The organism is Saccharothrix variisporea, assembly GCF_003634995.1.
Taxonomy (GTDB): Bacteria; Actinomycetota; Actinomycetes; order Mycobacteriales; family Pseudonocardiaceae; genus Actinosynnema; species Actinosynnema variisporeum.
This window is the reverse complement of record NZ_RBXR01000001.1, coordinates 9,132,559-9,158,324: the sequence shown is the minus strand read 5'-3', so window position 1 is coordinate 9,158,324 and position 25,766 is coordinate 9,132,559. Positions and strand designations below refer to the sequence as shown.

The following is a 25,766-nucleotide window of genomic DNA, read 5'->3' as shown; positions in this document are numbered from 1 at the left end:
CTGTCCTCAGTGGTGGGGGACGACGGCGTGGCCACGGCCCCGGGCGATGAGCCACCGGTTGACCGGCACGGTCACCACGAACGCGACCGCCAGCGAACCGGCCAGCGACAGCCAGAACAGCGCGTCGGCCAGGCCCGCGTCCATCACGCCCGGGACGGCCACGAGCACCAGGTTGTCCACGACCTCCATGACGGCGATGGAGAGCGTGTCGGCGACCAGAGCGATGCGGACCGCCTGCCCCAGCGACACCCCGGTGCGGCGGACGCGGCGGGCGGTGAGGGCGTAGCCGAAGACGAAGGCCAGGGCGACCGACAGGGCGATGGTGGCGGTGTTGCCCCAGCCGGCGGCGGTGCCGATGGTCATGCCCAGGACCTCGCCGATGGCGCAGCCGGTGAGGCAGTGCAGGGTCGCACCGACCGCCATCCCCCACCCGTGGTGCGTGTGCTGGTTCATGGGCGAACCTCCTGACGAAGCCGGACCGGTGGAAGCGCCGGACGCGAAGCCGCGCCGGCGAGGGCAATCCTGCGTGCACCGGTGCGCGGTCCGGATCACGGAAACCCCGTAGTCCCGACCCCGCCGACCAGGACGGCACGGGCGGCTGGACCGTGGATCGAGCAGCCCGAACCGTTGCGGTGCCCGGCCGAACCTGAAATCCCGCTGAAGCGGCCTGTTGCGGATTTCAGGATGAGCCCGTTGCCGTCGCGGCATAGTGCGGGGTATGCGCGTGCTGGTGGTGGAAGACGATCGACGGCTGGCCGAACTGCTCGCCCGCGGGCTCGCCGCCGAGGGTTTCGCGGTCGACGTGGAGCACGACGGGCGCGACGGGTTGTGGCGGGCCACCGAGACGCCCTACGACGTCATCGTGCTCGACATCATGCTGCCGGGCCTCAACGGCTACCGCGTCTGCGCACAACTGCGGTCCGCGGGCGTGTGGACGCCCGTCCTCATGCTGACCGCCAAGGACGGCGAACTCGACGAAGCCGAGGGCCTGGACACCGGTGCCGACGACTACCTCACCAAACCCTTCTCCTACCTCGTCCTCGTGGCCCGGCTGCGGGCGCTGGTCCGACGCGGCGGCGCCGCCCGGCCGCCGGTGCTGCGGGTGGGCGACCTCGAGCTCGACCCGGCCGGCCGGACCTGCCGACGCCGGGGCACGCCGATCGAGCTGACCGCGAAGCCGTTCGCGGTCCTGGAGTTCCTGATGCGCCACCACGACCGGGTCGTCACCAAGACCGAGATCATCCGCAACGTCTGGGACGACGCGCACGCGCCCGACCCCAACCTGGTGGAGGCGCACATCAGCGCGTTGCGCCGCAAGGTGGACGCGCCGTTCGACCTGCGCACCATCACCACGGTCCGCGGCATCGGCTACCGGATCGTCGACCCGGCGGAGCGCTGACGTGGAGATCCCGTTACGCCGATCGCTGCGCCTGTCCATCACGCTCTGGGCGACCCTGGCGTTCGCCGCCGCGGTCGCGGTGGTCGGCGCACTGGTGGCCGACTTCCTGAAGAGCCAGGCGTTGCGGGTGGACGAGCTCCAGCGGACCAGCGGGCTGTGCATCGGCGTGGTCGTCGTCGAGTCCGGGGTGTCCGAGCCGCGCTGGACCGACCACACGCTCCGGTGCGCCCACGCCGGGCCGGTCGACGGCGACGTGTCGCTCGCACCCGTGCCGCTGCGGGCGTTGCTGCCGCCGGGGCTGCCGCTCGACGACGCCGTGGTGCTGGCCAACGCCCAGTTCAGCTCCCACCGCCCGGTGCCCCGGCTGTCGTTGTGGCCGTTCACCGATCCCGAGTCGGTCACCGTCGCGTTCGACGGCTCGCCGCGGACCGTGCCCGTCGCGTTCTTGCGCGACGCCGAGGAGGAGCGGTTCGTCGCGGCCCAGCGCACCTTGAACCGGCAGGTGCTCATGCTCGTCGGCGGCGCGCTGTTCCTGGTCGCGCTCGCCGCCGCGCTCGTGTGGACCACGGTCGGGCGGGCGTTGCGCCCGGTGGAGGCGATCCGCCGCGAGCTCGCGCACATCACCGAGCACGACCTCGCCCGGCGCGTCCCCGTGCCGCGCCGCCGCAACGAGATCGCGCGGCTGGCCACGACGGTCAACGCCACCCTCGACCGGTTGCGCACGGCGTTGGACGACAACCGCCGGTTCGTCGCCGACGCCTCCCACGAACTGCGCAGCCCCATCGCCGCGCTCCGCGCCGAACTGGAGATCGCCCACGCCCACCCCGACCTCGCCGACTGGCGGGCCGTCGTGGACGGCGCCCTGCGCGACACCTACCGGCTCCAGCACCTGGCCACCGACCTGCTCCTGCTCGCCCGGCTCGACCACACCACGACCGCGACCGGCGGGGACACCGTCGACCTGGCCGACCTCGTGCGCGAGGAGACCTCCCGCAACCGCACCCGCCACCGGCTCACCGTCGAGGTCGACGCCCGGCCCGCCGTCGTCCGCGGCAGCCGAGCGCTGCTGGGCCGTCTGCTGGGCAACCTGCTGGACAACGCCGAACGCCACGCGCACGACCACATCACCGTCCGCCTCGCCGCCCACGGCACCAGCGCCACCCTGGAGGTCGTCGACGACGGACCCGGGATACCGCCCGCCGACCGCGAACGCGTCTTCGACCGCTTCACCCGCCTGGACCACGCCCGCACCCGCGACACCGGCGGCACGGGCCTCGGCCTGCCCATCGCCCGCCGCATCGCCACCCACCACAACGGCACGCTCGACGTCGCCGACCACCCGCACGGCACCCGTTTCGTCGCCACCCTCCCCCGCATCGCCGGCGGCACGCGTTGAGGGCCGCGTGAACCCGCCGTTCCCGGCGAGGGCGTCGGAACGAGCGGGTCGCCCCTTCGGCCGCCGCACAGCACGGTCGAAGGAGCGACCCCGTACCCGGTGGCCCGTACCCCCCGGCGACGGGCCACCGGGGCGATCAGTCCGCCCAGGCTTGGTTCCAGCCGGTGTGGCACGTCCACATCTGGATCTTCGCGCCATCGGAGTAGTTGTACTCGGCCACGTCCAGGCACCGGCCGTCGTAGACGTTCTGCAGCCAGAACCAGCCATCGGGCCTCGGGACGACGTTCCACAACTGGTTCCGGGCACCCGGGACGCAGCTGTAGATGTAGACCGCGGTCCCGTCCGCCGCCGGCTTGTCGACCGACTCGTCGAGGCACTTGTCCGGTGCGTTGTTGTTCCTGATGGTCACCACGTAGACGCCATCGGACCGCACGTACTGCAACACCGAGGTCCACCGCTGGTTGGCCGTGTTGCCGGTGGTGAGGTGCTGCCACAGCTGCACCCGCGACCGGTTCTCCGTCCGCCATTCGGCCACGTCGAGCACCCGCGACGCCTCCCCGTTGGGCCCCTTGCTGGTGATGGACCCGTCCGTGTACGCCACGTGCGGCCCGGCGGTGGTGGTGACCGGTGCGGGTACGGCGTTCGCTTGAGCGGATCCGACGAACGTGGCGGCCAAGGTCAGCGCGGCGATGGCGATCGCTGTGGCGCGCGGTGCTCTTCCGGTTCTCATCGAGGACTCCCCCTGTTCGGTTCGGGCCGCCACTGTGCCCGGCCGAACCTGAAAAGCCCCTGGAGCGACCTGAACCCGGTTTCAGGACCCCCGTGGATCACTCCTCGACGGTGATCGCCATCGCCGGGCACATCACCACGGCCTGCCGCACGTCCGCCAGCCGCTCGGCGGGTGGGGTGGCGTCCAGCAGCACCACGGTCCCGTCCTCGTCGCTCTGGTCGAAGATGTCGTCCGCGGTCAGCACGCACTGCCCGGAGCCGACGCACTTGTCCTGGTCGACGACCACCTTCACGAACGTCCTCCTCCATGTCGGGAACGAGCCCAACGGCCCGCGCAGGCGGGCCGCCGGGTCCGAAAAGCTCTACCAGGTAACGGGAAGCTCCGTCACACCACCGGTGATGGTGGTGCGGACCTCCAGGTCCTCGACCCGCTTGACCAGCCGCAGGCCGGGCAGGCGGCGGGCCAGCTCCGCGAACACGACGCGCAGCTCGGTGCGGGCCAGGCTCGCGCCGATGCAGAAGTGACCGCCGTGGCCGAAGCCGAGGTGTGCGCGCTCCGGGCGGTCGGGGTTGAAGGACTCCGCGTCGCTGTAGACCGAGGTGTCGCGGTTGGCGGCGTTGATGGACAGGACCACCGCGTCGCCGCGCTGGATGGTGACACCGCCGACCTCGACGTCCTCGTGCGCGTACCGCAGCAACCCCAGGTCGCCGGGCGCGCCCAACCGCATGATCTCCTCGACGGTGGCGTTGACCCGGCCGTCGGGGTCGGCGGTCAGGGCCTCCCACTGGTCGCGGTGGGTGAGCAGGAACAGCGTGCCCAGGCCGATGCGGTTGACCGTGGTCTCGTGGCCCGCGAACAACAAGCCGACGCAGAGCCGGACCATCTCGCCGTAGTCGAACGACTCGTCGGCGCTTTGGGCGCGCACCAGGTCGGAGATCACGTCCTCGCCCGGCTGCGCGCGCTTGGCCTCGACCAGCCCGATCATGTACTGGCTGAACTCGGCGAACGCCCGGTGCGCGTCCTCGCCGATGGCGAGGTTGGACATGCGCTCGGACAGCGAGGAGAAGTGGTCCCGGTCCTCCTCCGGCGCGCCGAGCAGGCGGCAGATGACCGCGACCGGCAGTGGGAACGCCAGCCCGGCGTGCAGGTCGACCACCCCGTCGGGGGACGCGTCGTGCGCGGCCACCAGGTCGTCCAAGTAGCCGTCGACCAGCTCGTGCATGTAACCGGAGAGCAGGTTCATCCGCTTCGCGGAGAACGCGGGGGTCAGCAGCCGACGCATGCGGGCGTGGTCGGCTTCCTCGGTCTCGTAGTTGCCGGTGGGCCCGTCGAGGATCGCGGCGGTCGACAGGCGGGCGGCCTTCTCCGGCTCGGGGTGGGAGCGGCCGAACCGCTTGTCCCCCAGCAGGTCGCGGACCTCCTCGTAGCGGGTGACCAGCCAGGCGGGGTCCCCGGTCGGCGTGGTGACCCGCGCGACCGGCGCCTCCCGGCGCAGCACCTCGTACAGCGGCGCCAGGTCGAGGACGTTCGGCCGGGCGAACGGTAATTGCGGGCGCTCCGCGGCAATGCTCATGGCTCTCCTCCCGTGATCCACCAAGCACTCCCGACCGTAGCAGTTTTTTGGCAGTTACTGCCGGTAAAGTCGCCCGGCCCGGTGGACGCGCGTGTTTGAATCGCCCGGTGGAGGACGTGGTGATCGACGAGCAGCAGGTGGAGGTGCCCCGCCGGGGCCGCCCGCCGGTGAGCGACCGGCAACGCCGGCGCCTGCGCCTGGACATCTCGCGCCACGCGGTCCGCCTGTTCGCCGAGCACGGCGTGACCGCCACCTCGGGCGAGCAGATCGCCCGCGCCGCCGGCGTCTCCGAACGCACGCTGTGGCGCTACTTCCGCAGCAAGGAGAGCTGCGTGGAACCGCTGCTGGCCAAGGCGATCGACGCCTTCCGCGCGGTCCTGCGCGCCTGGCCCGCCGACCAGGAACTCACCGAACACCTGCGCGACACGTACACGCCCGTCCTCGACTCGGCTTCGGACGCGGACCTGGAGGCGGTGCTCGCCGTGGTCCGGATGACCCGCGCGGAGCCGGCGCTGCGCGCCGCCTACCTCATGCTGTGGGAACGCTCGGAGGACACCTTCGCCGAGGTGCTGGCCGACCGCGCGGGCACCTCGCCCGACTCGGTCGAGATCCGCGTGCAGGCCGCCGCGATGAGCGCCGTGCTGAAGGTGGCGACCGACCACTTGGCCCACGTCACGACGGGGGGCGTCACCCGGGAAGCCCTGCGACGGCACCGCGAGGACGTCACCTCGGCGGTCGACGTGGTCTTCCGGGGGCTGTCGACGGGCTGACCGGTGGACTGCCGGCCGTTGGCTGCCCGGACCTCATCGGGCTCGTCGGTGCCGAACACCCACGGCGCACCGCCCGCAGGGTGTCCGAGACCGCTTCCTCGGCGGCGATCAGCCCGGCGACGCCCGGCACGTCCGGACCGTCCGATGTGGACGACAGCGCCGGCTCCGCCCCGGCCAGGCCGGGCCCGGCGCGCGGTGGTGGTGGGGTGTCGGCGATGCTGTGGGTGTGGAGTACGTGTCCAGAGTGCCGCGACCGCCGCTGGACGGCCTGATCGACGACCTCTACTACCTGGAGGGCACGCCGCCGTACGCCCGGCTGCTGCTGCCGCCGATGCCCGCCGCGCTGCTCATCGTCAACCTCGGGGCACCGTTCCGCATCCGCGCGGGCACCGACGTCGAGGCTGCCGAGTACGCCGACGGCTGCGTGATCACCACGCCCACCCGCGCGGTGGAGTTCGGCTACCCGGTCCCGACCCGCTCGGTCGGCGTGCACTTCACGCCGTGGGGGCCGGCGTCGTTCCTGCCGATGCCCGCGGTCGAGCTGCGGGACCGGCCGGTGGCGTTGGAGCAGGTGTGGGGCCGGGCCGCCACCGCCGCGCTGCGCGACCGGCTGGCCACGGCGGACGAACCGCACGCGATGCTGACCCTCCTCGAGGAGGAGCTGCTGAGACGGCTGGGCGAGACCACCGGCCTGGGGCTGGTCCGCCACACGAGCAGCCTCATCGCGGCGACCGGCGGGACCGTGGCGATCGGCGACCTGAGCGTGGCGGCCGGCGTCAGCGGCACCCACCTGGCACAGCGGTTCAAGGAGCTCGTCGGCGTCACGCCGAAGCGCCTGGCCCGCACCTACCGCTTCGCCGCGACCGTGTTCGCGATCGACCCCGCCGGACCGGTCGACTGGAGCGACCTCGCCGGCGCCGCCGGCTACTTCGACCAGGCGCACTTCGGCCACGAGTTCCGGGCGTTCACCGGCCTCACGCCGACCCGGTACCTCGAAGTCCGCCGCCGGTTCCTGCGCGAACACCCCGGCCACGCGCTGGACGGCTGGCCGCTGCCGGCCGATTGATTTCTTACAAGAGCGGACCGCCCACCGCCCGCTAACTTGGGCCACCTCGACGCAAAGGAGAAACCCCCGTGGGCAAGGTGGTCCTGTACAGCTCGGTGTCGGTGGACGGCTTCATCGCGGACGAGCACGACCAGCCCGGACCGCTGTTCGACTGGTTGACCGGCGGCGACGTCCCGCTGGACGACAGCGGCGCGCTGAAGGTGTCGCAGGCGTCCTACGACCACACCCGGCCGTACTGGGACGCCATCGGGACGACCGTCGTCGGCCGCCACGTCTTCGACCTGACGGACGGCTGGGACGGCAAGCCCCCGAGCGGGATCGACCACGTGGTCGTCGTGACGCACCGGCCGCCGCCCGAGGGCTGGGACCCCGCGGCGCCGTTCCACTTCGTCGACGGGGTCGAGGCGGCCGTGGCGAAGGCGCGGGAGCTCGCGGGCGACCGGATCGTCGAGGTCGCCGCCGGGGACGTCGGTGGTCAGGTGCTCGCCGCGGGCCTGGTCGACGAGGTGCGCATGGACGTCGTGCCCGTCGTGTTCGGGTCGGGCAAGCGCTTCTTCGGGTCGGTCGACGCCCAGCACCTGCTGGAGGACCCCGACGTGGTGGTCCGGGGCAACCGGGTGCTGCACCTGCGCTACCGCGTGCGCCGTTGACCGATCCACACCTGACGCCCGCCACCGGTGTCCCGCAGGGCGTTGGCGAGGCTGGTCCGTGAGGCCAGCGTGTCGAAGTGGTCGGGACCGAGCACCCGCTCGCGGTCGGCGACGACCGCTTTGAGCATCGGGACCGCACGGTCCGGGTCACCGGTGGCGAGATGGGCGACGGCGAGGTTGTGGCGGGTGGTCAGGGTGTCCGGGTGGTCGGGGCCCAGGGCGCGCTCGCGGTCGGCGAGGATCGTTTTGTGCAGCCGGATGGCCCGACCCGGGGCACCGCCGAGCTGGTAGGCGTGGGCCAGGTTGTCGCGGGCGGCGGACGTGTGCGGGTGGTCGGGACCCTGCACGCGCTCGCGGGCGGCCAGGACCTCTTCGTGCAGCGGGATCGCCCGCTGCAGGTCACCGGTGAGCTGGTAGACGCAGGCGAGGTTGTTGCGGGTGTCCAGCGCGTGGGGGTGGTCGGGGCCCAGGACGCGCTCGCGGTCGGCGAGGACGGCTCCGAGCAGCCGGATCGCGCGGTCCGAGTCGCCGGCGACGTGGTGGGCGAAGGCGAGGTTGTTGCGGGAGGTCAACGTGTCGGGGTGGTCGGGACCCAGGAGGCGCTCGCGGTCGGCGAGGACGGCTTCGTGCAGCGGGATCGCCCGGTCCAGGTCACCGAGGGCCTCGTAGGCGAGGGCGAGGTTGTTGCGGGAGGTCAACGTGACCATGTGGTCGGGACCCAGGGCGCGCTCGGCGGCGGCGAGGTTGGCTTCGTACAACGGGACCGCCCGACCCGGGTCACCGGCGGCCCGGTAGGCGTTGCCGAGGTTGCCGCGGACCGGCAGCACGTCCACGTGGTCGGCGCCCAGGACGCGCACGCCGTCGGCGAGGACGGCTTCGAGCAGCGGGATCGCCCGACGCAGGTCGCCGGCGGCCTCGTAGGCGTAGGCGAGGTTGTTGCGGGCGGTCAGCGTGCTCGGGTGGTCGGGACCCAGGACGCGCTCGCGGTCGGCCGCGTTGGCTTCGAGCAGCGGGATCCCCCGACCCGGGTCGCCGGTGGCCCGGTACGCGCCGGCGAGGTTGCCGCGGCAGGTCAGCGTCTCCGGGTGGTCGGGTCCGTAGAGGCGTTCGAAGCTCTGGGCGGCGCGGGCGTGGTGGGTGACGGCGGCGGCGGGGTCGCCCCGGTTGTCGAGGTAGTGGCCCAGTTGGGCGAGGAGGTGGGCGGTGTGCGGGGTGTCGGTGTCGGGCGTGGTGTGGCCGAACAGGGCACGGGCGTGGGGCAGCACCTGGTGGTAGCGGGGCCAGTCGGCGGGTGAGCGCGGGTCGAGGTCGGTCACGCAGTCGGACAGGATGGTGGCGGCGGTGTCACGGGCGGCGGCGACGTCCTCCGGGCGGCGGTGGGGGTCGGCGGGGTCCTCGGTGCGGGTGACGGCCTGGACCAGTCGGTGCACCGACACCTCCGTCCTGGTCAGGGTGATCATGCTGTAGGCGGCCAGGCGTCTCGACGCCTCGTGCACGTCGGGTTCCTCGCCGAGACCGGAGAGGAAGTCGCGGGGGATCCCGTTCGGCGCCCACCACGCCACGACCCGCAGCAAGTCACCCGCCAGCGGGGTGTCGGCCAGCCGGTCCAGCGTCACGTGCCACACCCGGGCCATCGTCCGCCGCGCGTCCCCGCCCTCCCTCGCGGCGGTGAACACCCGTGCCGGGAACCGCCCCAGCAGGTCCAGGTACGCGGTCGGGTCGATCCGGTCCTGGACCAGGTAGGCCGCCGCCTGCTCGACCGCGAGCGGCAGGAACCCCAACTCCGCGCACAGCGCCTCCGCGCCGGACAGGTCCGCGTCCGGCCACTCGGCCCGCACCAACCGGTCCAGCAGGTCCACCGCCTGCTCGGCCGTGAGGACGTCCACGGCCACGGTGGGGATCCCGCCCCACCCGGTCCCCTGGCGGCTGGTGATCACCACGGTGCCCGTGCGCACCCGCTCCAACAGCCCCGCCGCGTCGGAGGGCGTGGTCAGGTTGTCCAGGACCAGCAGCCACCCGTCGTGCGTGGCCAGCCACCGGACCCCCAACTCGACGCGCTGTTCGGCCGGCAGCACCGCCGCCTCCGGCGCGATCGCGACGGCCAGGTCCGCGAGCCCGGTCGCGATCGCCGCGGACGAGTCCGCCGTCACCCACCACACGAACGAGAACCGGTCGCCACGCGACTCGGCGAACCGGGCGGCCAACGTGGACTTCCCCACCCCGCCCAGCCCGTGCACCGCCACCACGACCGCACGACCACCCGCCCCGGAGACCGCGGAGTCCAGCCGCGCCAACTCCGCCGAGCGGCCGACGAACACACCCGTGGTCGTCTCGATGCGACTCGCACCCGCGACCGCCGGCACCGACTCCATCGCCGGCACCACCGGAGGAGCCTGCACCGTGAGGTCACGGGCCGCCTGGTTCACGACCGAACCCGCCGAGGCCACGGCGACCTGCCGCACCGGGCCGAGGCCACCACCGTCCGCCGAGCCGACCAATCCCCACCCCGAACCCTCGCCGCCACCGACCAGCCCGCCAACCCAACCCCACCCGACCACCCGCCACAACGCACAACTGCGGCCACCACCGACCGGCCGCTCCTCCCGCCCGGTTCTCCGGCCCGGCTCTCCGGCCCGGCCGCGGTTCTCCAGCCCGGCCGCGGTTCTCCGGCCCAGCCGCCGTTCTCCAGCCCGGCCGCGGTTCTACAGCCCGGCCCGGTCGAGCAGGGCGCGCATGCGGTCGGCCGGCAGCACCGGGTTCGCAGCAGCCGCCTGGGCGACGTCCGGGGAGTCGTCGGCCAGCAAGGTGTCCAGCACGGGCACCGGGAGGCGTCGGTGCCGAGCGGCAGCGCAGCGCACGAACGCCTCGGCGTCGCGGGCCAGGGCCGTGAGCGTGCCGGTCGGCAGGTCCGGGCCGTTCGCGGCGAGGGCTCGGCGGCGGGGGTCCTCGTTGCCCGCCAGCCGGATGAAGGCGTCCGGCGGGAAGTTCGGGTGCCGCGTGATGCCCGGCCCGTGCTTGCGGCTCTCACCGTGTTCGCCGACCAGGCGTTCGAGGACCTCCCCCGGCGTGTCGGCGCGGCGTGCCACGATCCGGCGCACCTGGACGTCCTCGTGCGTGTGCAGGCGCCGCACCACGTCGGCGGGCAGGTCGGCGCTCATCGCGGCGGACCGCCGGAAGCACGGCAGGGGCCGCGCAGCACGTGGCGGAGATCGTCCATGATCGCCACTGTAAGACCAGGCCGCGGCCCTTCGTGCGGGGTGTGGCGTGGCGGCGCGATGGGTTTCCCGGGCTGCGGCAGTCTGTACTGCCATGGGATTGCTGACCTATGGCATGAACGTCTCGATGGACGGCTACGTCGCCGACGCGAACGGCGACCTCGGCTGGGGCGTGCCGGACGACGAACTGCACCAGTACTGGAACGACCGGACCGGGGAGGTCGCGCTGTCGCTGTACGGGCGCAGGCTGTACGAACTGATGTCGGCCCACTGGCCCACCGCGGGCCAGGCGCCCGACGTGCCCCCGGTGGAGGCCGAGTACGCCCGGCTGTGGCTCGCGATGCCCAAGGTCGTCTTCTCCCGGACCCTGGAGTCGGTCGAGCACAACTCCAGGCTGGAACGGGGTGACGTGGTCGAGACCGCGAGGAAGCTGAAGGCCGAGACAGACGGCGCGCTGGAGGTGGGCGGCCCCACCCTCGCCGCACCCCTGATCCGCGCCGGCCTGGTGGACGAGTTCCACCTGCTGGTGGCGCCGGTCGCGGTCGGCGGCGGCACGCCGTTCCTGCCGTCGCTGGACCGGTGGATGAAGCTGGAACTGGCGGAGAACCGGACTTTCCGGTCGGGCGCGGTCCTCCTGCGCTACAAGTCCGTCCGCGACTAGCGGGCACCGGCGAGCCGTCGTTCGGCGGGATCTCGACTCTCGGGTCGGGCGAGACGGCACAGTACCCGTGTGAGTGATGCGGAACTGATGACGATCGGGCGGTTCGCCCGGCTGACCGGGCTGTCGATCCACACGCTGCGCCACTACGACGACGTCAGCCTGTTGATCCCCGCCCACACCGATCCGCAGACCGGCTACCGCCGCTACGGACGCGACCAGATCCGGCTCGCCCACCTCATCCGCGAACTGCGCTGGATCGACCTGCCGATCGAAGAGATCCGGCAGGTGCTGACCGATCCCGGTCAGGCGGGCCCGGTACTGGCCGGCCACCGCCGACGGCTGCGGCGCACGCACGGCCTGCTCACCGCCCGGATCGACAACGTCGACCGCCTCCTCGAGAAAGGGTTCACCATGTCCGCTCCGCCATCGGGATGCCGACCGGTCCAGATCACCATCGCCGTGGACGACCTCACCGCGTCGATCGCGTTCTACCAGGCCGCGTTCGACCTGCGCTACGAGGTCGTCCGCCGCACCGACGACACCGACCACTCGGCGTTCATGTTCGGCGAGTACGGCCAGGACGGCTTCTTCCTGCTCCACCTGAGCGCCGACCCCGCCGACACCGACCGACCCGGCCCCACCACCTTCGGCCTGCTCGTCGACGACCTCGACGCCCGGCACTCACGGGCCCTGGCCGCCGGGGCCACCGAGGTCGTCGCGCCACGGGACCGGCAGGGCATGCCCCGCAGCGCGGCCGTCAGGGATCCCAGCGGCAACTGGATCTGGCTCTACCAAGGCTGACGAACCGAACGTTCAGACCTGCACCGAGGTCGCCGGCGGGGCGGTCGGTGCCGCGATCGGGCGTCGGCCGCATGCGCCGCAGAGGCACGAGTCCGGGCGCACCCGCCCGGGCGCCCGCAACGGGCGTCGGCGCCAGGGTCTGCGCCAGTCCGAGATCCCGCAGGCCCGGAGGAACGCACGATCTTCCGGGTAGATGCGACTGAGGTGGTCGAAGCCGAGGTGCAGGGACAGGTCGACCTTGAGCTGGGTTCGCAGCAGCGACAAGTGGCGGATGCTCACACAACCGCGGCGGCGTTCCGCGTCCGCCGCGGGCAGTTCGGCGAGTTCCTCGGCCAGCACCCCGGGCTGCACGGCGTCGTTCGGGCAGATCAGGTTCGACTGGGCGGCGACGAACAGGTTCCGGGTCAGGCGGGGCATGAAGACGCCGTTGCCCTCGTCGAAGTACCAACGATCCATGCCGGCGCACAACTCGCGCCGCTCGGCGACGTCGAGTGGTGTGGTGCGTGACGGCGACGCCGCCGCGGTGATCGTCCAGAGCCGGACGTAGGCGTCGGCCTGCCGCTCGGCCAGTTTGACCCTCATCTGGCGCCGGATGTTGTGCGCGAGCCACACCCCGACCACACCGAGGAACGCCGTCCCGATGGCCTGACTCCACATCACCGCGGTCATGGCGCCATCGAACCAATCCCGCCACGCCGTGTCGCCGTCCAGCCGGGTCGATCAGGCCGCGACGCGGGCCGGTTGCTGCGTCGCCGCCTGATCGACCCGGAAGACCTCAGCGGCGGCGTTCGACCGGTCGATCCCGTTCTACGGGACGAAGCAGGTCTGGTGTCAGGGCTTCTCGAAGTGCTGGTAGTCGATCGGCGTGGTCCAGAAGCCGCCCCAGGTCCAGCCGCGTGTGGTGAACGCCTGCTCGGTGGCGTCGCCCGCGTGGATCATGCCGGGCAGGTCCTGGGTGCGGTCGACGTAGGGTGCGCCGTTGGGCGGGTAGACCGTGCCGCTGCGGGAGATGTAGGGGTTCTGCACGGTGTTGACGTCGATGGCCCGCCCGTAGGAGTGGTTGGACCAGGCGGTGCCGCCGGTGATCGGCCGGCAGTTGAACGCCGAGGTGTTGTTGGCCGCCATCGACGCGTCGTCGTCGGAGTCGTACTTCTCGATCGTCTCCATCCGCTGGATGGGGAACCGGGCGAAGTACAGGTCGGCGAAGACGCGGGCCACCTCGACCGCGAGAGCGGCGTTGACCACCAGTTCGCCGCGGTGCACCGCGCCGTCGAAGCCCACGAAGTTCAGGCTGACCAGCCGGAGCTGGTCGGGCCCGACGGGGCAGCCTTCGCGCCAGCTCGAACCGAGCCGCTTCGCGGTGACCGGCTTGATGACGGCGACGTAGGGCGGGAGGCCGCTGCCGGCCGGTGCGGCGAGCTCCACGGTCCGGGCAGGGGCGGCGGGCGCCGGTGTGGTGCCGACCAGGGCCGCGGACACGATCAGCGTGACGAGCGCCAGAACTCGGGTTGCCGACTTCAACAGAACTTCCTCTCGATCGCGCACGAGTGGAACGCCCCGGCCACCGTACTACTGTGAGCTCCGGTTCGAGTCGCTGATCCGCACGACACCTCGACCTCCCCCGCGCGAACTTGGAGACGTCCTGTGAAGCTGTTGCTCACCTCAGGTGGCGTGACGAACCCGAGCATCCACTCGGCGCTTGTGCAGCTTCTCGGCAAACCGATCTCCGAGTGCCACGCGCTCTGCGTCCCGACAGCACAGTGGGGTCACCCGATGTGCGGTCCGAAGTCGGTGCGGGGGTTCGTCGCCGCCGAGCCGCTGTGGCAGCACTTCTCCGGCCTGGGTTGGGCGTCGCTCGGGGTCCTCGAGCTCACCGCACTGCCGACCATCGGCGCGGAGCGGTGGGTTCCCTGGGTCCGGGAGGCGGACGTGCTCCTGGTCGACGGCGGCGACGCGACCTACCTGTGCCACTGGGTGCGGGAGTCCGGGCTGGCCGACCTGCTGCCTTCGCTGCCCGACACGGTCTGGGTGGGAGTGAGTGCCGGAAGCATGGTGCTGACGCCCCGGATCGGGAACTACTTCGTCGAGTGGCCGTCCGCGCCGGACGACCGCACCCTGGGGGTCGTCGACTTCTCGATCTTCCCGCACCTGGACGCCTTCCCCACCAACACCCTCGCCGACGCGGAGCGCTGGGCCGCCGGGATCGGCGTCCCGGCCTACGCCATCGACGAGCAGACGGCCATCAAGGTCGTGGACGGCTCCGTCGAGGTGGTCTCCGAAGGGCAGTGGACGAAGTTCGACGCATAGCCCCGCCCAGCGGGACGGCTCGGACCCCGTCACCGGTCAGCGGTCCGGGAGGTCCAGCAGGTCGAGAAACGCGGTGGCTGCCGGAGTGCGGCCGACACCGCTCCAGATCAGGTACTCGACGCGGGTGGGGGCGTCGGTGATCTCGACCGTGGCCAGGCCGGTCAGGTGGGGGACGTAGGCCGCGGGCAGCAGTGCGATGGCCAGCCCCTTCCGCACGAGCCGGGCCATCATGAAGTCCGCGGTGGTGACCTCGAACGCGACCTCGCGGTGCAGGCCCGCGGCGGCGAACGCCTCGTCCGACTGGGCTCGCGCGGCCGACTGCGGCGGCAGGTCGATGAAGGTCTCGGTGGACAGCCTCGCCAGGTCCACGGACGGCGAGCCCGCCAGCGGGTGGTCGGGGGCGACGACGGCGACGAGCCGGTCCCGGGCGAGCTCACGGGAGTTGACGCCGACCGGTCGCGCACTCGGCGGCAGGCCGAGGAAGGCGACCTCGATGCTGCCCTGCCGCACCAGTTCGGTGAGTTCTTCGCTGCCGCCGACGCGGATGTTCAACCGCACCGCGGGATACCGGTCGCGGAACCGGCTCAGCGCGTCCGGGACGTCCACGGCGGCCACGGTCGGGATGAGGCCGAGGGCGAGCGTGCCGCGCACCTCGCCGGTCACCGCCGCCACGTCGGCGGCGGCCCGCTCCGCCGCGTTGAGGGCCTCGCGGGCGGCGGCCACGAACGCCTTGCCCGCCGGGGTGATGCGCACGTGCCGGCTGGTGCGGTCGAACAGGCGCGCGCCCAGTTCCCGTTCCAGGGCGGCGATCTGGCGGCTCAGCGCCGACTGCACGACCAGGCACCGCTCGGCGGCGCGGGTGAAGCTGTTGGTCTCGGCGACGGCGAGCACGTAACGCATCTGCTGGAGCTCCACGGATCAATGATGGATCGGCATCGCTGAAGTGACAACATTGCGTTGGACTCATCGCTGACCCGCCGCAAGACTCGAAGCGTTGGTTCACCACTCCCCCGCTCGGGGGACGTTCGCAAGGGAAACGCATGAGCACCACCAGCACTGAACCGCGCTCGCAGGTCCGGGCGTGGCTGGGCGTCGCGGCGATCACCGCGAGCCTGTTCGTCTTCGTCACCACCGAGTTGATGCCCGTCGGGCTGCTCACCCCGGTCAGTGCGGGGCTGTCCGTGTCCGTCGGCCTCGCGGGCATGATGGTGACCCTCTACGGCATCTCCGCCGGCGTCGGCGTGCCGTTCCTCGTCGCGTGGACCCGCACGGTGAACCGCCGCGCCCTCCTGGCCACCCTGCTGGCGATCATGGCGCTCGGCAACCTCGTCACGGCCGTGTCGCCCAACTTCCCGATCGTGCTGGCCGCGCGGCTGGTCACCGGTTTCGCGCACGGCGTGTTCTGGGCGATCGGGGTCGCCATGGCGATGCGGCTCGTCCCCGAGGAGAAGGCGAGCAAGGCCGCCGCGGTCGTGCTGTCCGGCATGTCGATCGCCACCGTCGTGGGCATGCCGCTGGGCACGTTCATCGAGAGCCTCACCGACTGGCGCACCACGTTCCTCATCTGGAGCGGCCTGAGCCTGGCGGTGCTCCTCGCGGTCGTGCTCGCGCTGCCGTCGCTGCCGTCGCAGAGCGCCATCCCGGTGCGGGAGGTGTTCGCGCTGCCGGTCCGCAACGGGCGGCTGCGGGTCGTGATGACCACGGTCGCGCTGTACGTGCTCGGGCACTTCGGCGCGTACACGTTCATCCGGCCGTTCATGGAGCAGCGCGCCGGGGCGTCGGCGGCGTGGGTGACCGGGTTGCTGATCGTCTTCGGGGTCGGCGGCGCGGTCGGCAACTTCGTCGCGGGCCACACGGTGAACCGGAACATGCGGGCGACGTTCGTCGTGGCCTGCACCGGGCTCGTCGCCTCGCTGCTCCTGCTCCTGCTGATCGGCGGCAGCCCGGTGGGTCTCGCGGTCGCCGTGGTGGTGTGGGGTGTGTCGTTCGGCGCGGCCAACCTGTGCCAGGTCAACATGATGCTCGCCGCGGCCCCGGACACCTTCGAGGCCGCCATGTCCCTCAACACCATGGGCTACAACATCTCGATCGCGCTCGGCGCGCTGCTCGGCGGACTGTTCGCGGGCGGCTTCGGGACCACCGGCGCGGTGTGGTTCGGCGTGGCGTTGACCGTGGCCGCACTGCTGACGGCCTTCGCCTCCCACCGCGACACCGCACGCGCCTGAAGGGGGCAGGCCGTCGACCAGCGTCGGCGCTGCTCTCCGGCGAGGCGCCCGAGGATGACGCCATGCCGGGCAACCGGTCGGTCGTCGGTGTTCTCGGCCCACCGATCGCACGAACCGGCTCAGGTCACGCGCCGGGGACGCGCGGCAGGGCGGTCTCGGCGAGCTTCTGGGCGGCCGGGCACGGGTTGGTGGTTTTGTCGGCGAGGGTCAGGTTCACCACCAGGACCACCTTGTCGGTCGGGGCCTCGGGCCGGCGCAGCGCGACCTTGAGAGCGCACATGCCGTCCCCGATCCGCTTGCGGGTCGGGTACCCGCCGACAACGCCCTGTTCCTCGCCGAGCCACGTGCCCGCCGGCATGGACGTGAGCATCAACATCTCGGTCGGTGTCCCCTGGTCGCCCACGACGTCACTCAACTGCCACACGCACAGCGTTCCCGCCACCGGCTTGCCACGCCGCGCGTAGGGCGCACCGGTGGCAGCCTTGATCTCCTCCTCGAGGAGCAACTCGCACAGGTCGGCGTCCGCGGCGATCCGCTTCGGCCGGTCGGTGGCCGGCACGTCGGGACGGTCCGCGTCCGCCGAAGGGTCGACCGACACCCACGTGGCCGGGCCAGCCGAGGACGACGGACCGGAGGACGACGGACCGGGCGACGCGGGCGACGACGTCGCGCACGCCGACAACAACAGCAGCAGGGGAAGCAGAGCGGCCGACCGGCCGGCGGAGCGGATCACGACGCGGATCGTAGGTGGACCCGAGCCGGAACCGCGCTGCATCGGCCAAAGACCTCCCCGACATCGGCCCGGGTGCCGCGACCCGAGAGAGCCGGCCCGAGAGCGCCGGCCCGGGGTGCGGCCCGAGAGCGCCGGCCCAGCGCCCGACCGGCTCGGGCACTCGTACTTCAGGCTGATCCGGCACCGGTCCCGCTCGCATACCATCGCGCGGTGCACGAGTTCCTCCGCGCCGTCCGGGACGAGCCGCGCCCGCCCAACCCGCCGGTGCGACCCCGGTGGGACTGGGCGTTGGTCGGCGTGCTCGCGGTTCTCGGCGTGCTCGAAGGGGTGCTGCGGGACGACCTGAGGTCGCCGGTCGTCTCGGTGCTCGTCGTCGTGGGGCTGGTGCCGACCTTGCGGTGGCGGCGGACGCGGCCGTTGGTGGTGACCGTGATCGCGTTCGGCGTCGGCGGCGTCGCCTCGGCGTTGGTCGGGCACGAGCTCGACCTGGCCACGATGGGGTACTTCCTGCTGCTGCCGTACTCGTTGTTCCGCTGGGGGTCCGGGCGGGAAGCGGTGCTCGGGTCGCTGGTCGTCCTGGCCAACCTCGGAGCGTCGGTGGCGCAGGGTCACACCAGCGCCTCCGACGCGCTCGCCGGTGTGGTGATCCTGTCCACGGCCGCCGCCCTCGGCACCGCGCTGCGGTTGCGGGTCACGGCGCGGTCGCGCGAGCTCGACCGGGCCAAGCTGCTGGAACGCGAGCGCCTTGCCCGCGACCTGCACGACACCGTCGCCCACCACGTCTCGGCGATGGCCATCCGCGCCCAGGCCGGTCTGGCGACGGCCGAGGCCGACCCGCGGGCCGCGGTCGACGCCCTGCGCGTGATCGAGGCCGAGGCGTCCCGGGCGCTGGTGGAGATGCGCGGCATGGTCCGCCTGCTGCGGCACGCGGAGCCGGCCGACCTGGCGCCCAACCCGGGGGTGGCCGACCTCGACCGGCTGGCGGGCCGGTCGCCGTTCGGGCCGGCGGTCGACGTGGAGGTGGTCGGCGAGGTCGACGGCCTGTCGCCGTCCGTGGGGACCGCGGTCTACCGGCTCGCCCAGGAGTCGGTCACCAACGCCCGGCGGCACGCCCGGCACGCCTCCCGGATCGGGGTGCGGGTGGTCGTCGACGACCGGGCGGTGCGCCTGTGGGTGACCGACGACGGCGAACGACCCGGCCACCCGACCACGACCCGCGGGCACGGGCTGATCGGCATGGCCGAACGCGCCGGCCTGCTCGGGGGCACGTGCGAGGCGGGCCCCGGCCCGGACCGCGGGTGGACCGTCACCGCCGTCCTGCCACGAGCCGGAGGAACCGCATGAGCGTCACCGTGGTCGTCGCCGACGACCAGGAGATCATCCGCACCGGCCTGACGATGATCCTCGACGCCCAACCGGGCATCGAGGTGGTCGGCGCGGCGGCCGACGGTCGGGAGGCGGTCGACCTCGCCCGCCGGCTGCGGCCCGACGTGTGCCTGTTCGACATCCGGATGCCCCGGGTCGACGGCATCGAGGCCACCCGCGCGCTGGCCGGGCCCGGGGTCGCCGACCCCTTGGCGGTCGTCGTGATCACCACGTTCGACCTGGACGAGTACGTGTACGCGGCACTGCGCGCGGGCGCCAAGGGGTTCCTGCTCAAGGACGCGGGTCCCGGCCTGCTGGCCCAGGCCGTCCACGCCGCCGCCAACGGCGAAGCCCTGATCGCACCCAGCGTCACCGCGCGCCTGCTCGCCGCCTTCGCCGGCGCCGGTCCGCGCGCGACACCGGTGCAGCCCGTGGAACCGCTCACCGACCGGGAGGAACAGGTGCTCGCCGCGGTCGCGGCCGGGCGCACCAACAGCGAGGTCGCCGACCAGCTCCACATCACGCTGAGCACGGTCAAGACCCACGTCGCGAGCCTGATGAACAAGCTCGGCGTGCGCAACCGGGTCGAGATCGCCATCTGGGCCCACGAGACCGGCCGCGTCCGGCGGTAGCCGGAAGTACGACCCCGATCCCGGTCTTCCGGCCGGCCCGCCCCCGTCCGACGCCCGATGCCCCGGGACCACCGCGCCGGACACGATCACGGCATGACCACGACAACACCGCAGCCGCGCACCCGGATCCGGTCTTGGCAGGACTGGGCCGTGCCCGCCGGGCTGATCGCGCTCAGCCTCGTCCCCGTGGTGGCGGGCAGCCTCCGCCTGGTCGAACTGGGCGGCGGCGCACAAGTCATCCCCAGCGGCGGGCGCGACTACGCCGACGCACCGGGCTTCCTGATAACGCACATCGTCGCCATCACCGTGTACGCGCTCCTGGGCGCTTTCCAGTTCGCACCCCGGTTCCGCGCGCGACGGCGCGGTTGGCACCGGGTGGCGGGCCGGTTGCTGGTGGTCTGCGGGATCGTCGGCGCCGTGTCGGGCCTGTGGCTCTCGCTGTTCCAACACCGACCGGACATCAGCCCCTTGCTCACCGCGTTCCGACTAGTCGTCGGCACGGCGTGGGTGACGTTCCTGGTACTGGGCTTCACCGCGATCCGCCGCCGGAACCCCACCCGCCACCGCGAGTGGATGATCCGCGCGTACGCCATCGCCCTGGGCGCCGGTACCCAGGCCTTCACCTTCGGGGCGTGGCAACTCGCGGTCGGCGACTCAACCGGCGTGGCCGAAGCGCTCCTCATGCTCGCCGGCTGGCTGATCAACCTCGCCGTAGCCGAGTGGACCATCAGGCGCCACCCGCGGGCAGCAGTCGTGCGGCGTGCGCCCTGACCAGCTCGTCCTGGTAGAACCCCCGCCAGGCGCCCGCCGAGTGGATGCGGCCCGGGTCGTCCAGCAAGGCGCGGGCCAGGCTGGTGGTCCGGTCGGTCGTGGCGCCCAGGTCGGCGAGGCGTTCCAGGGCGGCGAACCGAACGGGCAGGCGGTCGCCCTCGGCCAGCGGGGCGGCGAGGTCGGTCAGGACGGCGACGGGCTGGTCCACCTCCCCGGTGACCCGCCACAGGGCGTGGGCGGCTTCGGCTCGGGACCAGTCATCGGTGGACCCGACGAGGTCGCGGAGGGTGTCCGCGGCGGCGACGGCGTCGGGGCCCAGGTCCGCCAGCAGGCGGACCGCCTGGTGGTGGCGGTGCTCGGTGACGGCGCGGACCAGGGCGGACGCGCCCTGCTCGCGGTCCGCGCCGGTCCGCCACAGCGCCCAGGCCGCCTCGACGTGACGGGTCTTGGCCCGCAGGGGTCGCGCCGCGTCGGGCCGGCCGATCGCGCCGAGGGCGGTCGCGACGGTGGGCACCACGTCGTCGTCGGCCAGGCGGGCGTGCAGGACCGGCAGCGCCGGCTCGGCGGCGGGTCCCCACGCGGCGAGGACCGCGCACAGGTGGCGGGCGAGCACCGGGTTCGGCTCGGTGGCCAGCCGGGCGGCGACCGCGTCGACCAGCGCGGGCGCGTGGCGGCGCAACGGGATCAGCACCTCGTGGATGCCGGGCTGCACGACCCCCGGTGTGTCGCGGGGGTAGAAGGCGGTGGTGGTGGCGAACCCGAGCCGGTCGCCGGAGAGCCGCTCGACCAGGGCCGGCACGCACCGCGGGTCGTCCAGCCGGGCCGCCGCCCAGACCGCCGCGTCGCCGACCGTGGTCGGTGTGCGGCTGTCGCGGAACGCGGTGTCGGACAGGCGGGTCGCGATCAGGTCGGCGTGCTCGGCCGCCTCGGTGCCCAGGCAGGCGAGCAGGGCCAGCGCCCGGTAGCGGGCCTCGGGCGCCTCGTCGTCCACGCGCTCGGCGAGCATGGGCAGGACCGCGGCGGCCGGGGACCGCCACCGCGCCAGCAGCCGTTGGGCGTGCTCCAGGGTCGCGACCCGCTGGTCGACGTGGTCGTCGCGGCTGGTGCCCAGGGCGAACGCGGTCGCGGCGGTGGGGTCGTCGACCAGCAGTCCGCCGGTGGCGCGCACGAGCACCATCGGACTCCCGCCCAGCCACGCGGACTCCTGCCACGCGACCGCGTCCGGGTGCCGCACGGCCCGCACCAACGAGTCGACGTGCCGCACGGCGACGGACGGGTCGGACTCGGCCAGCCCGTGCACGGCGGCCAGCCGGAGCTGGAGGTCGTCGCCGTCCAGCAGCGCGACCACCTCGGCCCGTGCCCACTCGTCCCGGGACGCGACCAGGCCCAGCGCCACGGCGAGGTCGTACCGGGTGGTCCGGTCCTGCTCCACCCGCCACCTGCGCAGCAACGCGCGCACCGCGTCGGCGTGGCGGACCCCGTCGGCCAGCAGCGCGGAAGTCTCCCGCCGCACCGACGGATCCGGGTCGTCCAGCAGCGCCACCAGCCGCGGACGGACCTCGTCCAGCGCCGGTGCCCAACCCCGGTCCACGAACCGGGCCTCGACCACGTGGGCCTCGCGGGCGAGGTGACCGATCCACTCGACCACCTCCGCCCGGTGGTGCACGGCGGGGTCCTCGGCCAGGTCCACGAGGAAGGGCAGGGCGGCGGTGGCGGCGGAGCACACCCACCCGCCCTGGTGGTACAGCTTGTTGGACAGGTCGGCCAACGCGTCGGCGGCCACGTCGGCGTCCGGGCTCGCGCACCGGCGCAGCAGATCCGGAACGTCCGACGCATCGCCGTAGTTGTGCTCGTACCGGCCCCAGGCAACCTGATCCACACCCGGACTCTAGGTGATGATCGGGTCAGGAAACGCAGCCCAGCCCCGAAACCGCGGCGGGGAACCAGGACTTCAGGAACGCCAGCACGGCATCACGGCGCTCCCGGGTGTCGGCGGGCACCGGCTCCGCGCGCTCCAACTGCACAAGCCCGACGAACAACCGCGGCCGTCCTTCGTGGGTGCACTCGACCACGGCCTTGGCCCCGCGATCCGCCACCGCGGCCCTGTCCCCCACGCCCTCGACGTCGGCGGGATCGCCCATCCGCTGCAATCCCCGGCTCTCCATCGCGTCCGTGCCCGGGTCGGTGAGGTCCTGCGCGAGGTAGAGCACAAGGGAGTCATCCACCGTCACCCGGCAGGACACACTCCCCGGCCCCTTGTCCTGGCGGCTCTGGCCGAGCTGCTTCCCCTTGGGCAACAACGGCGAAAGCACGCCGGAGTCCACCTTGACGCCACACACCTGATCGGGCACCGCGAATCCCCGGGACTCCCCACACCCCGCGATGGCGGCGACCAGGACACCCGCAACCAAGAACTTGACCACGACCCGAGATCATCACATGCCGCTCGCACGCGCTCAGGCGGTGCTACAGCCACCGCTCCACGAGGTGCCGGGGCGTGTCGTGCGGGACGTACCAGCGCTTGGCATCGGCGTCCCATCGGGCTTTCGCCGCCTTCTTGGCCGCTTCCTTCTCCGCGAAGGGCACGTTCAGGTACAACCGCCCGTTGCCGTTGCCGTTCGGCTCGGGCCTGGGCTGCTCCTGGGGACGAGCAGACCGGGACGGCGGGGTCGGGCGGGCGCGGCCGACGATGTGGCGCACGCGTTCGCAGGCCGCGGGATCGGTGATGCGCATCATCAGGTCGGTGGGTCCGGTGCCGGCGAGCAGGTTGAGCGACCCGTGCCAGAGCACCTCGTCGTCGACGATCACGACCTTCTCGTGCATGCGCTCGCGTCGGACCACGGTGCACCCCGCCGCCTCCAGCGCCGAGATCTGCCTCTCGTCGGTGGGTCGCCGGGCCGGTCGCGTGTGGACGGTGACGCGCAGCCCGCCGTCGATGCGGGGTCTCAGCTTCGACAGCCAGCGGTCGACCGGGTCGGCGTCGAGGAACGCGCAGTAGATGTCGATGCTGCGCCGGGCGTGCGCGATGTCCCAGGCGACGGCGCGCGGCACCTCGTCGGCGGGGAAGAAGGCCGGCCGGGTCAGCTCCTGCGGGTCGAGGCCCGCCAGGTCGGCCGCCGCGCGGAACGGGACCAGGTCGCCGACGTCGAGCCGGTGCGCGTGCCGCCGCAGGTAGTCCACCATGAGGGCGGCTTCGCCGTGGGGCTTGAGGTTGCGGCTGAGGAAGTCGACGTCGGCGACCACGACCAGGTGGTCCTGCGCACGGCTCACCGCCACGTTGAGCAGCCGGCAGGTCGCGGACGACAGGCCCGTTCCCTCGTAGAAGAAGCCGACCTTGTCACCCGCGCCGGCGACGGTGTCGATCACCACCAGGGGCCGCTGGCTGCCCTGGAACCGGTGCACCGTGTCGACGACCCCGTCGTAGTCGGTGCCGAACCGGTAGGCGAGGCTGCCCTGCAACGCCCTGACCTGGTCCCGGTAGGGGGCGATGACCGCCATCCGGGCGGACGGCCGGGCCTCGGGCGGCACGCCCTCCTCCCTGCGCGCGGGCAGCACGCCGTCGTACTGGAGGCCCCGGACGAGTTCGTGGATCACGGCCTCGTGCACCGGGTTGGACTTGTGACCGCCCGAGCCGCCGCGGGTCGCCGAGCGCCGGGCCGCGGTGTCGACCAGCACCAGCGGCGCCTCCAGCAACGGCGACGCCGGCAACCGGCCGGTGTCCGCCCGCCCGGTGATCAACGGCGCGTCGGGGTAGGCGATCGTGTTGACCACCGCGCAGATCGCCGTGCGCATCCGGTACTGGGTGTTCAGGCCGACCAGGAGGTCGTGGGGCCGCACGCGCCCCTGGCCGTCGACGAGTCCGGCCGCGTGGAAGGCGTCGCGGTCCATCCAGAGCGCGGAGTGCGACCGCGTCTCCTCGGTCGCGTTGCGGTCGCTGGAGGCCCGGGTCACCGCGGGCAGCTGCCGGAAGTCGCCGGCGACGACCACCCGCTTCTTCGCCAGCGCGGCGGCGTACCAGGCCGAGGGGAGGTTGACCATGCCGGCTTCGTCGATGACGACGGTGTCGAACTTGTCGATCAGGTACCGGGACTGCACCGCCTTGGCCACCGTCGTCCCCATGACCCGGCAGTTGTCGCGCACCACCTCCTCGACGGTCCGCAGCTCCTCCTGCCGCGTCTCGAGGCGGTCCCGCAGGTTCTTCGCCATGGCGGTGAGCTCGTCGGCGGGCGCGACCCCGGCCAGCTCGGGCAGGAACGCGTTCACCTTGCGCTCGGCGGCCTGCGCCTGCGCCGTGCACCGCTGCTGTTCGGCCGTGGCGAACTGGTGCCGCGCCGCGAGGTTGGCGACGTCCTGCTCGACCACGTGGAGCTGGAACAGCAGTTCGTCCCGGCGGCGCGCCTTGCGTGCGGCGAACAGTCCGGACGGCACGCCGATCGCGGTCAGCTCGGCGTGCAACCGGGCCACCTCGCGTCGGGCGTGGTCGGCCTGGACGGCGGCATCAGCGGCGTTCCGCGCGGCCCGCCCCGCCTCCTCTCGCAACTGCGCGAGGTTCCGCGCGAGTTCGGCGTGCTCGCGGTGCAACGCCAACCGGCCGTCAACGACCTGGAGCTGGTCACGCACCGCTTTGACCTCGGCGGCGAGCGCAGCGCTCAACCGCGCCACGATCTTCTCCGGCTCGATCCGATCGCCGTACTTCTCCCTGAGGGAACCCACCGCGATGTCCCCGACCCGCTGCACGAGCCCGTCGGCAAACCCGCTCTCGGCGCTCAACAACTCGCACAACCGCTCCACCGCCTGGTCCACGGCGACCTTGGTCGGCGCGAGGAACAGCACCCGGTGCCCCTGCCGGTGGTTGCCCTCCACGACGTGGCCGACCACCTCGGTCTTCCCGGTCCCGGGCGGCCCCCACACGAACGTGAGCTCACTGCCCAGCGCCCGAACCACCGCGTCCCGCTGCCGGTCGTTGAGCTGCAGCGTCGGCCAGCCCCGCACGTACCGCTCCGGGTCCGGGCACCGACCGGCGGCCGGCAGGTCCCGACCGACCAGCCACCCGGCCGCCGTCAGGTTCAACCCGCCGTCCCCAGAGGTCGTCTGCTCCAGCTTCTCGGCCAGCGCGACCAGCCCGGACGTGTCGTCCTCGCGCAGTTCGCCCGTAGACCCGAGCTCGGCCGACGTCCGCAACCGAAGCTTCCCCCGCTCGGCGACCACAAGCTCCGCCGGCTCCCAAGCCACCCGAGGCCGGGCACGCACCAGCAGCGGCCGATCGGAGAACGAGTCCTTCCACCCACGGGCGACGAACGAGTACTCACGCTGCTCGCCATCGCCACCCACCACCCGACCCCGCGTCAGGACCACCTTGTCGAACCCCGACTCGGCCCCCAACGTCGCCCCGATCTCCGCCCGAACCGCACGCAGCAGCTCGGCGAGCTCCGGCCGGCCCCCAGCCGTGTCGGCGGTCACCCAGGCACCCCC

At 72.8% G+C, this 25,766-nt stretch carries 25 protein-coding genes; 12 read left to right on the top strand and 13 right to left on the bottom strand.

Translation table 11 applies throughout. The features are described from left to right. Positions 1–6: 6 nt before the first annotated feature. Positions 7–453, bottom strand: coding sequence for a DUF4396 domain-containing protein (locus tag DFJ66_RS41055; RefSeq protein ID WP_121230095.1), 447 nt, complete (start codon positions 451–453; stop codon positions 7–9). 265 nt (positions 454–718) lie between these two features. On the opposite strand from DFJ66_RS41055, the gene DFJ66_RS41050 reads away from it, so the two are divergent. Both DFJ66_RS41050 and DFJ66_RS44800 read left to right on the top strand, forming a co-directional pair. Next, positions 719–1,399 carry a response regulator transcription factor gene (locus DFJ66_RS41050; RefSeq protein ID WP_121230093.1) on the top strand — a complete coding sequence of 227 codons (681 nt, stop codon included), beginning with the start codon at positions 719–721 and terminating at the stop codon, positions 1,397–1,399. A gap of 1 nt (position 1,400) precedes the next feature. After that, the gene (locus DFJ66_RS44800; protein ID WP_246030130.1) at positions 1,401–2,795 is read left to right on the top strand and encodes a sensor histidine kinase; all 1,395 of its coding nucleotides are present in this window, start codon (positions 1,401–1,403) and stop codon (positions 2,793–2,795) included. A gap of 136 nt (positions 2,796–2,931) precedes the next feature. On the opposite strand, the gene DFJ66_RS41040 is transcribed toward DFJ66_RS44800, so the two are convergent. The 3 genes from DFJ66_RS41040 to DFJ66_RS41030 all read right to left on the bottom strand — a co-directional run bounded on the left by DFJ66_RS41040 (position 2,932) and on the right by DFJ66_RS41030 (position 5,098). Continuing rightward, entirely contained in the window at positions 2,932–3,525 is a 594-nt protein-coding gene (locus DFJ66_RS41040) for an RICIN domain-containing protein (protein WP_121230091.1), read from the bottom strand. A 97-nt stretch (positions 3,526–3,622) separates the two neighbouring features. Next, the gene (locus DFJ66_RS41035; protein ID WP_121230089.1) at positions 3,623–3,817 is read right to left on the bottom strand and encodes a ferredoxin; all 195 of its coding nucleotides are present in this window, start codon (positions 3,815–3,817) and stop codon (positions 3,623–3,625) included. Positions 3,818–3,886: 69 nt separating this feature from the next. Continuing rightward, positions 3,887–5,098 carry a cytochrome P450 gene (locus DFJ66_RS41030; RefSeq protein ID WP_121230087.1) on the bottom strand — a complete coding sequence of 404 codons (1,212 nt, stop codon included), beginning with the start codon at positions 5,096–5,098 and terminating at the stop codon, positions 3,887–3,889. A gap of 107 nt (positions 5,099–5,205) precedes the next feature. Between DFJ66_RS41030 and DFJ66_RS41025 the strand changes: the two genes are divergently transcribed. The 3 genes from DFJ66_RS41025 (at position 5,206) to DFJ66_RS41015 (ending at position 7,584) form a co-directional block, all read left to right on the top strand. Next, complete coding sequence (locus tag DFJ66_RS41025) at positions 5,206–5,868, top strand: TetR/AcrR family transcriptional regulator (protein ID WP_246030129.1); 663 nt, start codon at positions 5,206–5,208, stop codon at positions 5,866–5,868. A gap of 244 nt (positions 5,869–6,112) precedes the next feature. Then, on the top strand, positions 6,113–6,934 hold the full coding sequence (locus DFJ66_RS41020; protein WP_211351694.1) for an AraC family transcriptional regulator: 822 nt from the start codon (positions 6,113–6,115) through the stop codon (positions 6,932–6,934). 68 nt (positions 6,935–7,002) lie between these two features. Continuing rightward, positions 7,003–7,584 (top strand): dihydrofolate reductase family protein, encoded by a 582-nt coding sequence (locus DFJ66_RS41015; RefSeq protein ID WP_121230083.1) that lies wholly within the window; start codon positions 7,003–7,005, stop codon positions 7,582–7,584. On the opposite strand, the gene DFJ66_RS41010 is transcribed toward DFJ66_RS41015, so the two are convergent. Both DFJ66_RS41010 and DFJ66_RS41005 read right to left on the bottom strand, forming a co-directional pair. After that, positions 7,566–10,142 (bottom strand): tetratricopeptide repeat protein, encoded by a 2,577-nt coding sequence (locus DFJ66_RS41010; protein WP_211351488.1) that lies wholly within the window; start codon positions 10,140–10,142, stop codon positions 7,566–7,568. The two genes, DFJ66_RS41015 and DFJ66_RS41010, sit on opposite strands and share 19 nt — an antisense overlap. A 144-nt stretch (positions 10,143–10,286) precedes the next feature. Further along, on the bottom strand, positions 10,287–10,742 hold the full coding sequence (locus DFJ66_RS41005) for a hypothetical protein (RefSeq protein WP_170200036.1): 456 nt from the start codon (positions 10,740–10,742) through the stop codon (positions 10,287–10,289). Positions 10,743–10,893: 151 nt separating this feature from the next. Here DFJ66_RS41005 and DFJ66_RS41000 point away from each other — a divergent pair, with 151 nt between their 5' ends. Then, entirely contained in the window at positions 10,894–11,460 is a 567-nt protein-coding gene (locus DFJ66_RS41000) for a dihydrofolate reductase family protein (RefSeq protein ID WP_121230079.1), read from the top strand. A gap of 69 nt (positions 11,461–11,529) precedes the next feature. Then, positions 11,530–12,261, top strand: coding sequence for a MerR family transcriptional regulator (locus DFJ66_RS40995; protein WP_147459535.1), 732 nt, complete (start codon positions 11,530–11,532; stop codon positions 12,259–12,261). A 12-nt stretch (positions 12,262–12,273) separates the two neighbouring features. On the opposite strand, the gene DFJ66_RS40990 is transcribed toward DFJ66_RS40995, so the two are convergent. Next, positions 12,274–12,930, bottom strand: a complete 657-nt coding sequence (locus DFJ66_RS40990) for a hypothetical protein (RefSeq protein WP_121230074.1) — start codon at positions 12,928–12,930, stop codon at positions 12,274–12,276. A 162-nt stretch (positions 12,931–13,092) separates the two neighbouring features. Beyond that, positions 13,093–13,782 carry a M15 family metallopeptidase gene (locus DFJ66_RS40985; RefSeq protein ID WP_121230072.1) on the bottom strand — a complete coding sequence of 230 codons (690 nt, stop codon included), beginning with the start codon at positions 13,780–13,782 and terminating at the stop codon, positions 13,093–13,095. A 123-nt stretch (positions 13,783–13,905) separates the two neighbouring features. Between DFJ66_RS40985 and DFJ66_RS40980 the strand changes: the two genes are divergently transcribed. Further along, positions 13,906–14,568 (top strand): Type 1 glutamine amidotransferase-like domain-containing protein, encoded by a 663-nt coding sequence (locus DFJ66_RS40980; RefSeq protein WP_121230070.1) that lies wholly within the window; start codon positions 13,906–13,908, stop codon positions 14,566–14,568. 36 nt (positions 14,569–14,604) lie between these two features. Here DFJ66_RS40980 and DFJ66_RS40975 read toward each other — a convergent pair whose 3' ends face one another. Further along, positions 14,605–15,483, bottom strand: coding sequence for a LysR family transcriptional regulator (locus DFJ66_RS40975; protein WP_121230068.1), 879 nt, complete (start codon positions 15,481–15,483; stop codon positions 14,605–14,607). A gap of 125 nt (positions 15,484–15,608) precedes the next feature. On the opposite strand from DFJ66_RS40975, the gene DFJ66_RS40970 reads away from it, so the two are divergent. After that, positions 15,609–16,793, top strand: coding sequence for an MFS transporter (locus DFJ66_RS40970; RefSeq protein WP_121230066.1), 1,185 nt, complete (start codon positions 15,609–15,611; stop codon positions 16,791–16,793). 124 nt (positions 16,794–16,917) lie between these two features. Here DFJ66_RS40970 and DFJ66_RS40965 read toward each other — a convergent pair whose 3' ends face one another. Continuing rightward, positions 16,918–17,526, bottom strand: coding sequence for a DUF3558 family protein (locus tag DFJ66_RS40965; protein WP_170200034.1), 609 nt, complete (start codon positions 17,524–17,526; stop codon positions 16,918–16,920). A 210-nt stretch (positions 17,527–17,736) separates the two neighbouring features. On the opposite strand from DFJ66_RS40965, the gene DFJ66_RS40960 reads away from it, so the two are divergent. The 3 genes from DFJ66_RS40960 to DFJ66_RS40950 all read left to right on the top strand — a co-directional run bounded on the left by DFJ66_RS40960 (position 17,737) and on the right by DFJ66_RS40950 (position 20,294). Next, positions 17,737–18,870, top strand: coding sequence for a sensor histidine kinase (locus DFJ66_RS40960; RefSeq protein WP_121230062.1), 1,134 nt, complete (start codon positions 17,737–17,739; stop codon positions 18,868–18,870). Next, entirely contained in the window at positions 18,867–19,523 is a 657-nt protein-coding gene (locus DFJ66_RS40955) for a response regulator (RefSeq protein WP_121230060.1), read from the top strand. The genes DFJ66_RS40960 and DFJ66_RS40955 overlap by 4 nt, the downstream gene beginning before the upstream one ends. 93 nt (positions 19,524–19,616) lie before the next feature. Next, positions 19,617–20,294, top strand: coding sequence for a DUF2306 domain-containing protein (locus tag DFJ66_RS40950; RefSeq protein ID WP_121230058.1), 678 nt, complete (start codon positions 19,617–19,619; stop codon positions 20,292–20,294). Here the strand turns inward: DFJ66_RS40950 and DFJ66_RS40945 are convergent. From DFJ66_RS40945 to DFJ66_RS40935, 3 genes are all read right to left on the bottom strand, one after another. After that, positions 20,251–22,173 (bottom strand): HEAT repeat domain-containing protein, encoded by a 1,923-nt coding sequence (locus DFJ66_RS40945; protein WP_121230056.1) that lies wholly within the window; start codon positions 22,171–22,173, stop codon positions 20,251–20,253. The two genes, DFJ66_RS40950 and DFJ66_RS40945, sit on opposite strands and share 44 nt — an antisense overlap. 25 nt (positions 22,174–22,198) lie before the next feature. Continuing rightward, the gene (locus tag DFJ66_RS40940; RefSeq protein WP_147459534.1) at positions 22,199–22,645 is read right to left on the bottom strand and encodes a hypothetical protein; all 447 of its coding nucleotides are present in this window, start codon (positions 22,643–22,645) and stop codon (positions 22,199–22,201) included. A gap of 115 nt (positions 22,646–22,760) precedes the next feature. Beyond that, positions 22,761–25,754: an AAA domain-containing protein gene (locus tag DFJ66_RS40935; RefSeq protein ID WP_121230052.1), complete on the bottom strand. Its 2,994-nt coding sequence runs from the start codon at positions 25,752–25,754 to the stop codon at positions 22,761–22,763. Between the last annotated feature and the right edge of the window lie 12 nt (positions 25,755–25,766).